This window comes from Campylobacter magnus, assembly GCF_028649595.1.
GTDB lineage: Bacteria > Campylobacterota > Campylobacteria > Campylobacterales > Campylobacteraceae > Campylobacter > Campylobacter magnus.
The window spans coordinates 182,399-194,727 of record NZ_JAQSLK010000002.1; the positions used below are offsets into that span (position 1 = coordinate 182,399).

At 38.3% G+C, this 12,329-nt stretch carries 12 protein-coding genes; 4 read left to right on the forward strand and 8 right to left on the reverse strand.

The genetic code is table 11. The features are described 5' to 3' along the window. Positions 1 to 78: 78 nt before the first annotated feature. The 7 genes from kdsB to PTQ34_RS03455 form a co-directional block, all read right to left on the reverse strand. The gene (gene kdsB / locus PTQ34_RS03425) at positions 79 to 819 is read right to left on the reverse strand and encodes a 3-deoxy-manno-octulosonate cytidylyltransferase (protein WP_273932127.1); all 741 of its coding nucleotides are present in this window, start codon (positions 817 to 819) and stop codon (positions 79 to 81) included. Next, positions 816 to 2,234 carry a threonine synthase gene (gene thrC / locus PTQ34_RS03430; RefSeq protein WP_273932128.1) on the reverse strand — a complete coding sequence of 473 codons (1,419 nt, stop codon included), beginning with the start codon at positions 2,232 to 2,234 and terminating at the stop codon, positions 816 to 818. The genes kdsB and thrC overlap by 4 nt, the downstream gene beginning before the upstream one ends. Before the next feature lie 23 nt (positions 2,235 to 2,257). Continuing rightward, a complete protein-coding gene (argB, locus tag PTQ34_RS03435) occupies positions 2,258 to 3,100 on the reverse strand; it encodes an acetylglutamate kinase (RefSeq protein ID WP_273932129.1) in 843 nt (280 codons plus the stop codon). Positions 3,101 to 3,120: 20 nt separating this feature from the next. Continuing rightward, entirely contained in the window at positions 3,121 to 4,830 is a 1,710-nt protein-coding gene (locus PTQ34_RS03440) for a DUF262 domain-containing protein (protein WP_273932130.1), read from the reverse strand. 125 nt (positions 4,831 to 4,955) lie between these two features. Continuing rightward, the gene (locus tag PTQ34_RS03445; RefSeq protein WP_273932131.1) at positions 4,956 to 5,909 is read right to left on the reverse strand and encodes a tetraacyldisaccharide 4'-kinase; all 954 of its coding nucleotides are present in this window, start codon (positions 5,907 to 5,909) and stop codon (positions 4,956 to 4,958) included. Continuing rightward, positions 5,896 to 7,035 carry a DegT/DnrJ/EryC1/StrS family aminotransferase gene (locus PTQ34_RS03450; protein WP_273932132.1) on the reverse strand — a complete coding sequence of 380 codons (1,140 nt, stop codon included), beginning with the start codon at positions 7,033 to 7,035 and terminating at the stop codon, positions 5,896 to 5,898. Before PTQ34_RS03450 ends, PTQ34_RS03445 begins: the two co-directional genes overlap by 14 nt. Before the next feature lies 1 nt (position 7,036). Further along, positions 7,037 to 7,813 (reverse strand): NAD+ synthase, encoded by a 777-nt coding sequence (locus PTQ34_RS03455; RefSeq protein ID WP_273932133.1) that lies wholly within the window; start codon positions 7,811 to 7,813, stop codon positions 7,037 to 7,039. Between the two features lie 55 nt (positions 7,814 to 7,868). On the opposite strand from PTQ34_RS03455, the gene PTQ34_RS03460 reads away from it, so the two are divergent. The 3 genes from PTQ34_RS03460 (at position 7,869) to PTQ34_RS03470 (ending at position 9,518) form a co-directional block, all read left to right on the forward strand. Next, positions 7,869 to 8,486 carry an MBL fold metallo-hydrolase gene (locus PTQ34_RS03460; RefSeq protein ID WP_273932134.1) on the forward strand — a complete coding sequence of 206 codons (618 nt, stop codon included), beginning with the start codon at positions 7,869 to 7,871 and terminating at the stop codon, positions 8,484 to 8,486. A gap of 169 nt (positions 8,487 to 8,655) precedes the next feature. Beyond that, positions 8,656 to 9,144, forward strand: a complete 489-nt coding sequence (locus PTQ34_RS03465) for a DUF4149 domain-containing protein (protein WP_273932135.1) — start codon at positions 8,656 to 8,658, stop codon at positions 9,142 to 9,144. Then, positions 9,144 to 9,518, forward strand: a complete 375-nt coding sequence (locus PTQ34_RS03470) for a YbgC/FadM family acyl-CoA thioesterase (RefSeq protein WP_273932136.1) — start codon at positions 9,144 to 9,146, stop codon at positions 9,516 to 9,518. Before PTQ34_RS03465 ends, PTQ34_RS03470 begins: the two co-directional genes overlap by 1 nt. Positions 9,519 to 9,551: 33 nt before the next feature. Here PTQ34_RS03470 and PTQ34_RS03475 read toward each other — a convergent pair whose 3' ends face one another. After that, complete coding sequence (locus PTQ34_RS03475) at positions 9,552 to 9,749, reverse strand: hypothetical protein (protein WP_273932137.1); 198 nt, start codon at positions 9,747 to 9,749, stop codon at positions 9,552 to 9,554. Between the two features lie 100 nt (positions 9,750 to 9,849). Here PTQ34_RS03475 and PTQ34_RS03480 point away from each other — a divergent pair, with 100 nt between their 5' ends. Next, the gene (locus tag PTQ34_RS03480) at positions 9,850 to 12,186 is read left to right on the forward strand and encodes a flagellin N-terminal helical domain-containing protein (RefSeq protein ID WP_273932138.1); all 2,337 of its coding nucleotides are present in this window, start codon (positions 9,850 to 9,852) and stop codon (positions 12,184 to 12,186) included. Positions 12,187 to 12,329 lie beyond the last annotated feature (143 nt).

A 12,329-nucleotide genomic window follows, 5' to 3' on the forward strand; every position in this document is an offset into this window, starting at 1 on the left:
ACACAAGACAGGTCGGGGGATTTTTATAGAGATTGCTTCGGCTTTTCAAAGCCTCGCAATGACGGAATTTCAAAATTCCTAGATTTTTGCTTCAAAGCCATAGATTTTAGCGGCTTTTTCGTAGTCTTCTTTGGTATCAATTCCCATGCTTTTTGTGTTTATTTTTAGCATAGCGATTTTTTGCCCTGCGCTTAGGGCACGAAGTTGCTCTAACTTTTCAGTATTTTCAAGCACCCTATCATTAAAGACGCAAAACGCCCTTAAAGTAGCCACGCTATAAGCATAAATGCCGATATGCCCGAAATACTCACGGCTTGCGCGCTCTTTCTCGTCTCTAGCATAAGGTATGAGTGAGCGAGAAAAATACAGCGCATTTAAATTGCTATCAAGCACGACTTTTACGATATTTGGATCACTTGCGCTTTTAAAATCAATGCCCTTAAAACAGCTTGCCATAAAAGCTCCATTTTTTATAGAACTTCTAGCAAAGTCTATAAACTTGGTCAAATTTTCAAGCTCAAAAAAGGGCTCATCAGCTTGGATATTTATTACTATTTCATCATCTCTTAGCCCTAGGCTAGCGCAGGCCTCATTTATTCTATCGCTTCCGCTTTCGTGTTCTTTGCTTGTCATCACCGCTTTTATGCCGTGCTTTTTTGCGATTTTCTCTACGCTCTCATCATCGCAGGCTACTACCACATCATCGCTAACTTTTAGCGCATTTTTAGCAGTTGCGACAAACATCGGCTCGCCACCGATATCACAAAGAATTTTTTCTTTAAACCTTGTGCTAGCAAGGCGTGCTGGGATGATTATCATTTTAGCCAGTCCTTGATAACACTCTCTATCTCAGTTTTTTCGCAGATTTGCGCAGGTGGCAAAGTCCCATCAAATAACGCTAAAATTGCACTTGGCAAGCAGACATTAAACTTAGCAGCAAGGCTAGTTAGCGTTTCTTTTTCATCATCGCAAGGTACTCCGTCAATTGCGATTTTCATACTTGGGGCAAATTTCACCCACTGCGCTGTTGAAGCGATTATATCGCCGTTTTGAGCCATTTTTAGAGCTGTTGCTGTGTGTGGGTCTATTAGCTCGCCCATGCTAGCGTATTTTTTGATTATAGCCTTACACTCATCATCGCTGCACCAATCAGCATAAAAAATTTGCTGTATTTTTGATAGCTCGCCTGCGCTTAGCTTGTAGCATCTAGAGCTAGCTAGCTCATCCATTAGCTCTTTTGTGCGGTATGCACCAAAAAGATCAAAAAGCAGTCTTTCTATATTTGAGCTTAGCAAAATATCCATAGCAGGCGAAATAGTGGGGATTAGCTCTTTATCTTTTGCGTCATAAATGCCCTCATTTATTAGCCTAGTTAGCACATTATTAGCATTTGATGCGATGCCGATTTTTTCTATCGGTGCGCCCATTTTACGGGCGTAATACGCACCCAGAGCATCGCCAAAGTTTCCGCTTGGCACGATGATATTTTTTGGATTTTCTTTACTTGCGCCACTTTTAATTAAAGCGTAAATGTGATAAATAATTTGAAATAAAATGCGACCAAAATTAACCGAGTTTGCAGCACTTAGATGAAGATCTTTGCTAGCTAAAAAGCCTTTAAAATCATCATTGCTAAGCAGGCTCTTTAGACTGCGCTGCGCATCATCAAAGCTGCCTTTTATGCCAAGCACTTTTAGGTTTGGCTCGCTATTATAAGAAAGCATTTGAAGACGCTGAACCTGGCTTGTGCCACCATCTGGATATAGGCAGATTACACGGACATTTTTGCTACCTTTAAAGGTTTGTAAAGTAGCTGGCCCAGTATCTCCACTAGTGGCTACGATGATGAGGTATTTCTCGCCCTTTTTGCTAGCAAGTTCGTCCATAATAGCACCAAAAGGTTGCAACGCCATATCCTTAAAAGCACGAGTTGGCCCATGCCAAAGCTCGTTAATAAAAAGTCCATTTATTTCTTTTAGCTCCACAGCCTGCCCATTATCAAAGCTATCATAGCGAGCTAAGGCTGATTTAACAAGGCTTTCATTTATCCCAAAGGCTCTAATGATTTGTAGGCTTAGTTCTTTGTAGTCTTTGCTAAGCGAGCCAAAATCAAGCTTGGCAAAATGCGCAGGTGCCCACAGCCCACCATGAGCACTCATCGGCGAGAGAATAGCCTCTTCAAAGCTTACGCTCTCATGGCTTTCTCCGTTTTGTAATCTTGTATTTACTAGCATTTTTTATCCTTTTATTATAGATTTTAGCGTATCACGCTACCTATGCCCTCATCAGTAAAAATCTCTAAAAGTAGCGAATGAGACACGCGCCCATCTATGATATGCACAGCTTTTGCGCCTGCTTTTATGCACTCTAAGCTAGCTTCTAGCTTTGGTATCATACCACCGCTTATGGTGCCACCACTTTTAAGCTCTGCTATTTTAGCCTCATCAAGCTTACTTATTAGCTCGCCGTTTTTATCCAAAACACCTTTTATATCGCTTAGAAATATAGCCTTGCTAGCCCTTAGCTTAGCAGCTATTGCGCTAGCTGCAAGATCTGCGTTTATATTGTAGCTAGTAGCGTTTGCGCCAAGTGCGATTGGAGCGATTACTGGGATAATGTCTTCTTTAAGAAGTGCATTTATCACAGCTTCATTTACCTCATCAATCTTGCCTACAAAGCCGTATTTTTCAAGGTTAAAAGCAGATGCTCTAAGCAGTCCATCATCCTTGCCGCTTATGCCCACAGCCCTTGCGCCATGAGCTACGAGCAGGCTTGTGATTTCTTTATTTATTAGTCCGCTTAGTGCCATTTCTACTACTTCCATAGTGTCTTTGTTAGTCACCCTTAGCCCATCTTCAAAGTGGCTTTCTATGTTAAGTTTATCTAGCAGTGAGTTTATCTTTTTGCCGCCGCCATGGACGATTACTACCTTTATACCCACAAGCTGTAAAAGCACGATATCACGGGCAAAATCGCTTTTTAGTCCCTCATCAGTTTGTGCTGCACCACCATATTTTATCACAAAAACTTGCCCACGAAACTTTTGTATATAAGGCAAGGCTGAGAGTATGATTTCAGCGGTTTTTATATGAGATTTCATTTTTTATCCTTTTAATATAACTAAGATAAACTTGTTGTTTTAATTAAATTGTTTTTTTCTACAAAAGAAATAAAATCATTTATAATATTATTATTTCTTTCTATTATTTCGGTTTTGCCAAATTCACTATAGTTTTTATGTATAGAGTTTAATTCATTATTTTGTGATTTTTTATAATGTTTTTCTTTGTCAGCAAAACTAAAATCACTTGCTCTAATGTTTATTGTTCGCTCCAAAAGGACTTTATTGCCAATAAATTCTATTTCATTGCCACTAAAATTTTCTCTTTTTGCTCTTTCTTTTGCGTAAATATGTTCTATTTGAAATTGCTCAGTTAATCCCGGTGTTTTTTGGGTACTATCTTTTAAAAACCACCAAGTAAGTATAGAACGAGTTATTGAATTATTATTGCTAAATTTTTGATTTTGTATAAATGTTTTTAAATTTTCTTTTTCAAACAAAAACTTTGAAAAATCCATTTCCTTGTCGTTAATAATATCTATCATAGCACTATAAATAGGTATTCTTAGCTGAGAGACGCTAGGATATATAAAAGAATATGCAAAAATAAACGCTGTTATTTTCTCTAAAAATTTAGCAAATTTTATATTATCAAGCTTATTTTGCTCATCTCTATTTTTCATAAAATATACAGAAGTGATATTTGCCCACATTATATTTGGGGCATAGTTTAAAATAAAAAGCCATCTTAAAGTATTTTCATCAAAATAATTTTTATCTTGAATAGAAATTGCTTGCCAAAAGCTACCCAAGTTTTGCAAGTCTTCAAAAGTCCTATCGCTTTTTAATAAAGCATAACTATCCTTTTCATAAAAATCTCTCAAACCCTCTGTTGTGCTATTTTTATTACCTTTTAAAGCTCTTTGATAATACATATAACGATTAAAAATTTCATCAGTAGAAGTATTATCTTTTTTAGAAAATACCTCTTTACATAAAATTTCCAAATTTTTCCATTTTTCTATAAATTCATCTTTTTGATTTTTTGCTACATAAAATTTATAAAATTGTGCTTTAAAAATATCTGCATCAGCTAGTGGCTTGCCTCTATCATTTAAAGTAGAAAAAATCCTAAGTGCTGTTTTTTCATTATCTGCTTCAATAGGCAATAAAATACAATTATTTAAAATTCTAGTTGGTAAATAGGCGAAATAATTAGGATATTCTTTTAAAAATTCATCTACTTCTTTTTCAAAATACCTAAAATTTATGGCATACTGGCTTTTAAAATCTTTAGCATCACCAGTTTTTAGAATTTCTAAAAATTCATTCTTATGTTCATCTAAGGCTACCTGAGAATCTATTTTTAATTTTTCTTTGTTTTCATTGCCAAATTCATCACTTTTCCAAATACATTGTGCCAAGTTTTGCTTTGTTCGCATAGAATTTTCATCTTCCATTTTTTCAAGTCTTTTATAAAAAACCCTAAGCAATAGCATTAAAGTAGTAAGCCTTTGTTGCCCATCTATTACTTCAAGCTTTTTATTATTCTCAAAAGTTACAATAGGGCCTAAAAAATATTCTTCATCAGAATTAAAATTTTCAGGTTTTTTATCTGGAAAAGCGAAATCAAAAATGTCTTTCCAAAGAGTTTGACACTCATCTTCTCCCCAAGCATAAGGGCGTTGATAATCAGGTATTAAAAAATCAGATCTTTTATCTTCAAATAATTGTTTAATCTTTTTTTGGTCTATGTTTAATTTTGACATTTTTTACTCCACCAAAAGTTAAGTTTGAAATTTTTGAATTTTAGCTAAATTTTTTGATTTTCACGCTTTAATTATAATTAAAATTTGATAATTTTATAAATGCACATAAATAAAATAAGTAAATGCTACATTTTATTTATGTCACATTTTCTTACATATTCAAGTAATTTTTCCTTAAAATTCTCACTTAAATTTAACTCTAATTTTATAACTGAAACAGGAATTCCAAAATCTTTTATCTTTGCGTAGTCCTTGCTGGTAACTAGTAGGCTTGTAGCAGCGTGTTTTTTTAGAATTTCTTTTAGTTCATCTGCGCTAAAATCATAATGGTCGCTAAAATGATAATGCGCCACGCAGTTACCATAATGCTTATTTAGACGGCTTGGATTTGCTATGCCTGAGACTAGCACCATACGCTCTGTGGGGTAGAGAATTCTAGAATTCCTTACTATATCGCTATCATCAGGTATAAAATCAGCCAAAGCATAAAAGCTCTTTGGTAGCCTATACGCCCCACTTGGCAGGCAAAAATCACAAGCTGGTTCGCTAAAAGGTTTTAATAAAATATCAAATTTTTTAATACCAAAATGCCTAAATCCATCATCTAAAATAACGATTTTTGCGCCTAGTTGCTTGGCTTTTAAAATGCCAGCTTCTCTATCCTCGCTAACTATCACATTTGCGCCATTTATCGCATAGTCCATAGCCTCATCGCCGCTTATATCACAAGGCACTAGAATTTCGCCCTTTTGCGATACCACTACGCAGCCTTTGCTTTTTCGCCTATATCCACGAAGCACGATGAAAACAGCATTTTTATACTCGCTCATCTCATTAAAAAAGCTATAAATCGCCTTACATAGTGGGCTTTTGCCAGAGCCGCCAACTACTAGATTTCCCACGCTAAAAACTAGAATTCCTAAGTCTTTTTGGCCGCACAAAAAGCTAAATTTCAGCCTTGAGATTAAGCAATAAATCAGCGAAAAAGGCAGGAGCAAAAAACTAAGCATTTTTTGCCACCAACTAGGGCTATAAAAATAAGCCGAACAAAAGCTCTCAAAGCCCCTATACTCTAGCACTTGCTATCCTTGTGATAACCTTACAGATATGCTCGATTTCAGCTTCACTTAAGGCTGGATAAATAGGCAAGGAAAGTACCTGAGAATACGCTCCTAGCGCAGCTGGAAAGTCAGTTATGCGGTAGTTATACTTTTTTCTATAATAGCTTAGCAAATGAAGTGGCACATAGTGTAAGCCCACGCCTATGCCCTGCGCTAGCAGTTCTTTGGCAAAACCATCTCTATTTTTATCAACCTTGATGATATACTGTGTGTAGATATGATCTCTTTTTTTTACTGGGGTGCTGATGTGAGCGACATTTGCTAGCTTCTCATCATAAAGACGCGCTATATGCTGGTGGGCTTTGATATTGCTTTCGTTTTTGCCAAACTGCGCTAGACAAAAAGCAGCGCTAAGTGCGTCTAGGTCGTATCTTTGCCCTATGTACTTGACATCATAGATATAAGCAAGGCTTCCATCATCAAGTCTTTTTTGCTCCATAGCATGAGAGCGAAAGAGTCTAGCCCTAGCTGCGATTTTATCATCATTTGTTAGGATTATGCCTGAGCTTGCTATTTGATTAAGCCCACTGTGCTGAAAGCCAAAACAGCCCATAAACTCATCGCCACCACCAACCAAAGCACCATTATACCGCACTCCAAAGGCGCTATCGTGTATGATTTTTAGCCCATATTTTTCGCAAATTTGCTTGATGATATCTATTTTTGCGCTTTGTCCGCCAAGGTGAGTTAGAAAAACAGCCTTTAGCTTTTTGCTTTGATTTGCCTTTATAACGCTCTCTAAAGCCGCTGGCTCAAGGCAAAAATCATCCTTATCAATATCAGCAAAAATCGGCTCAGCATCAAAGTAGCGAATAACCTCAGGCAAGCTAACAAAGCTATTTACAGGACAAATTATCTTATCGCCTCTTTTTATATCCATAGCACACAAGGCTAGGTGCTTGGCAGCAGTGCCGTTGTTTGTGGCTATTGCGTGCTTTGCGTTGTAGTAGCTAGCTACTTTAGCCTCAAAAATAGCCGTGCTTTTCTCGCCATTTAATGCCCCCCTGATAAGCTCGCTCTCACTTTCATCAAAAAAGGGCTTGAAAAAAGGTATTTCAAGGCTAGTATTTTCTATATTTTCCATTTTACTCTCTTAGCACTTTAGCGATAGCTGGCGTGTTTAGCTTAAAGGCATTGTTTTTCATGCGTTTTTTACAGAATTCTAGAATTCCTGCGCTAGGAATTTTATCGCTAGGAATTTCATCGCTAGGAATTCTAGAATTCCCTAAACCTTTTAAGATAAAATCAAGTGCGCCATCAAGCTCTTTATAACTATATCCTAGCTCGCTCTCATCGCTTTGATTTTCCCATAGATCTGCGCTTGGGGCTTTGTTTATTATCATTTTATCCACGCCCAAAAAGTCCGCAAACTCAAATATTTCACTCTTAAATAGCTCGCCGATGGGATTTAAGGCACACGCCATATCGCCAAAAATCGTGCCATAGCCTAGCAGGCGTTCGCTTTTATTGCTCGTGCCAACTACAAGCAAAGCATGCTCACTGCTGTAATCATAAAGTAAGCACATCCTTACCCTAGCGCAAAGATTGCCATAGCGCAGTTTTTGCTGCTTGCTTAGTTCATTTGCTGCGCAAAAACTCTCTAAAATATTTGAAATATCAATGATTTTATGATTTAGGCCAAGTGTTTTTGCTAGGCGCAGGGCATCTTTTAAGTTTGCCTTATTTGAAAGGTGTGTTGGCATAAGCAAAGCGTGTGTGGGAGCGATTTTGGCACACAGCGTGGCAACCACAGCTGAGTCTAGCCCACCGCTAAGCCCTAGCACAAAACCCTTTGCGCCACTTGTAGCTAAATAATCTCTAAGGAATTCTAGGATATTTTTTTCAATTTTTTCGTAATTCATAGCTTGAATTTTAGCTTAAAAAATGTTAAGATTAGCTTTATTTTAAAGGAAAAATATGGAAATTTTAACTAGGGCCTTTGGCGAATATGCCACAAACTGCTATATAGTAAAGAATAACGAAAAAAGCCTGATAATTGATCCAGGCATGGGTGCCTCTCAGTGGGTAAAACAAAACGCAGTAGGCGCAGTAGCCGTGCTGCTTACGCATGGGCATTTTGACCATGTTTATGACGCTGATGTTTTGCGCCGTGAGCTTGGCGTGCCTATTTATTTGCCAAAGGCAGATGAGGTCTTTACTGCTAGCGATCCTTTTGCAATTTTGCGAGATAGTTTTGATGCTGATTTTTTAGTTGAGCCAAATGGGAGCGTGGATATTTCAGGCTTTAAGGCTACTTTTCATCACTTTGCTGGGCATACGCCGGGCTGTTCTTGCATAGAGCTTGAGGGCTTAGAAAATACTTGGTTTTGCGGAGATTTTATCTTTAAAGGCTCGGTTGGGCGCTGGGATTTTGAGTTTTCAAACGCAAAGGACATGCAAGAAAGTCTGCGCAGGGTCTTAGAAATCAAACAAAATATCAAGCTTTATTGCGGTCACGGCGAGCCAACAAGCCTAGATGATGAGAGAGCAAATATCGCTCATATGCTAAATATGCGACTTTGGCAAGAGTATTAGGAATTCTAGATTTAGCTTAGGAATTCTAGATTTGACTTGGGAATTCTAGATTTTTAGTTTTAGGAATTCTAGATTTGGCTTGGGAATTCTAGATTTGTTAAAAGATTTAAAATAAAATCTAGAATTCCTAAGCATTTTAAAGCATAAAAAATATAAAAAAAGGAAAAACATGAAAGCACTTTCAAGCATTTATCTTTTTATACTTGCACTTACTTTGGGCGTGGAGGTTGCAATCGGTCTTAGCGCGCCGGTGCTCTTTAGATCAGATCTTTACATCACGCCAGGCACGCTAAGTGCCTTACAAGCTGGCACTTTGCTAGCGCAGGTATTTATGAAATACAACTATATTGCGCTATTTTGTGGATTTTTTGCCTTGCTATTTGAGATTTTTAGCTGGCGGGGGAGCGGGGCTAGTTTCCAGCTTAAACTTAGCACTCTTATGCTAAGCCTTATTATTGCGGTTTTGGCGTGCTTGTTTTATTATTTTACGAGCTACATTACAGCAGCAGCGGCTCTTGGCGAGAGTGCTATTGATGAGAACTTTGCTCGCATTCACGAAGCTAGCGAAACAACCTTGAAAATTGCGATGATTGCTCGCCTTGGGCTATTTTTCTTGCGAGCTAAAATCAGCGTTTTTGCCAGAGCCGAGAGCAAATGATGAAATTTCGTGTTTATTACGATGATACGGACGCTCAGGGCATAGTCTATCACGCAAATTACTTGCGCTTTTGCGAGAGGGCTAGAAGTGAGTATATTTTTCGCACTCTTGGCAAAGACGCATTTAATGAGCAATGCTACTTTGTGCTAACTAGCATAAATGCTAAATTTCGTGCTTCAGCTAGGCTTGGTGATGAGATTGAAGTACGCTCAGTTTGTGCTAGAAATAGTGATTTGGCTATTATTTTAGAGCAAGAAATTTTGCTTAATGAAAAGGTGATTTTTAGCGCAGAAGTTCAGCTAGTGTATATAGAAAATAGCAAAATTTCTAGAATTCCTAATAGATTTAAAGAGATTTTAAGTAAAATTTCTTAGTTTTTTTCTAGGGAATTCTAGAATTCCCTAGATTTAACAACTACCCCCAAAGGCTCTAAGATTGCGAGGCGATTTTTGAGAGTTTTGGCGCAGGGCTAGAGCACCGTAGCGGTGGCGTTCGAGCGAGTTTTGCGCCAGTTTTTCAAGGCAAAAGCCGCAGGAAAACGGTGCAAAAGCTCGCTCGTAAGGTGCTGGGCTGCCCAAGTCAAAACTCTCAAAAAGCGTCCGCAAGATGGGCCCTTATCGCATTTTCGGCACGAAATTTGCTTGTAAGTCTAAAAAACATTTGCTTTTTGCCGATTTTAGCCTAAAAGCAAAAAAAAGGATAAAAATGCGTATCACAAACCAACTACAAAGCCGCCAAAACCTACTAAACTACCAAAGTAGCGCAGCAAAAAACTACGACTCAATAGAAAAACTCTCAGCCCACATGAAAATCACCAAACCTTATGAGGATGTAGGCATCTATGTAGATGCAACTCGTCTTGATTACGAGGCAACCACACTAGAACAAATAAAAGAAGCCACCACCAAAGCCAGCGAGTTTGCCAAAAACACAGACCAGACCTTAAATGACTTTGCCGATACGCTTGATAGCTTCAAAGTAAAACTCATCCAAGCCGCAAACTCAGGCGAGCACAGCACAACTAGCCGTGTGGCTATCGCAAACGACCTAAAAGCAATGCGCGACCAGCTAGTAAGCATCTCAAACACCGCTATAAACGGACAATATCTTTTCTCAGGCACAGCAGTTGATACCAAGCCAATTAGTGCTGATGGTACTTATAATGGCAATGGTAATAATATCGAGGTGCTAGCTGGTTCAAACCTAACCGTGCCTTTTAATATCCCAGGCGAGGGCTTGTTTTTAGGCAGGGATAATGACTATGCTAAGCAAGTAACTACAAATATCACGCTAATAAACAAACACGAAGAGCTAAACCCGCAAAACGGAAATAAAGAATATATGCGCTTAACTGATGAAATATATAAGTTTATTGGCACTGATTACCGCACTAGTGCTAAGATAGCAGCAGATGGTAAAATGAACTATACGACAGATTTTACCAGGGATAAGGTAAAAGATCTGCCGCCAACTGTATTTTTCATGCAAGGACAGCGTCCAAGCGGAGAGAGCTTTTCAACCAAGTTTGAGCTAAGCGCTGGTGCAAAGGTCTCAGACCTGCTAGAGCAAATGGGCAGAGCCATGGGAAATACTGATACAAACAAAGTAGTAGAAGTTAGTATAAACAAAGATGCTCAAATCCAAATGACAAATTTACAAAACGGCAATGAAATGATGAGCTTTTCGATTTTTGGCTTAACAGCGCAAGAAGGAACAGCCCAAGAAGCCAATCTGTGGAAGACTGATAAAATTCAAAAAGCAACTAGCTTAGAGGAAATAAAACAAGCAGTAGCTGCTGGAAATGTGCATCTAACAAGCTTTATAAGCTCACCAAACTATGTAAGCCCAGATGATGGCATAGCGACGGCTACAGACTATGACAAAGTAAACTTTGCTAACAAAGGCGCAACAGTCCAAAACAACACCAGCCAAATCGTTCGCAAAGACAATAGCTTTGCTACAAACAACACTAGATTAAGCGAAGTAGCAGGCCTCTCATCAGGACAAATCGGCGCAGTTGGAGGTGGCAACCCAAATGCTGCTGGAACTACACTAGCAAAAGCTGATGATCTTATCATTGATGTAACTGCAAAAAATGGAAATAGATATAAAGCTACCATTGATTTTAACGGAACGCAAGTAACAGACCCAGTTACAAAAGTAGTTACAACCTATCCAACCATTACGATTCGACAACCGCCATTTCAACCAGACAAAGCTGTTTATCAAGGTAACTTTTATAAAACCTTTTGGAATGAGCAAATAGACCCAAATGCTAATCCGCCTAGACAAATAGGCAATCAAGCCAAAATGGTAGAAACTGACGATTTAAGCTTTAAAGAAATAAATGATATGCTTACAATCCTAGCAAGTGGCAACCTTGATAAAATGCAAGGTAAAAATCATACAAACCCTAAGACGCAGCAAGACTTAGATGCAGCTTACGCAGCATTTGAAGAGACTTTTTTACAAGCTTCAGTCTCAGTTGAGAGCACTATGGATCACCGTGGTTTAATAACTCTAAAGGACAAAACCACATCAGCAACTAACATAAAAATAGCAATGTATCAAGATCACGGGGGCAAGGATTATCCAGATGCTGTCGGCACCGCAAACACCAAAAGTGCTAGTGTGCTAAGCTTTAACAAAAATGATGCTGTGACGATAGACCGCCCTAGCATTGATCTTTTTGCTGATCTTGATGATATGATAGAGGCTGTTTTTAACGGCGATTTTTACGGCAATGCTAATGGCGTAAACCCACGCACATCAGGTGTCCAAGGTGCTATAAAACGCCTAGATCACATCATGGATCATGTAAATAAAATCCACGCTATCGCTGGCACAAACTCTCGCCACATCACAGACACAAATGAGCGCGCGACTACCTTATACCTAAATGTAGCTGAGGTAAAAAGCTCGGTGATTGATGCTGATTATGGCGAGCTAGCAATGCAGTTTCAAAACAACTTGCTAGCCTATCAGGCAATGCTACAAGCTACTTCAAAAATCAACCAAATTAGCCTGCTAAACTATATGTAATAGCCAAAAATCTAGAATTGCTGAGCAACTTTTGCTAGGAATTCTAGATTTTTTCCAAGCTTAGCGTGGCAAATCTAGAATTCCCTTAATACAAACTTAAACAAAATAAGCTATAATCACGGAGATTTTTTTTCTAGGATTTT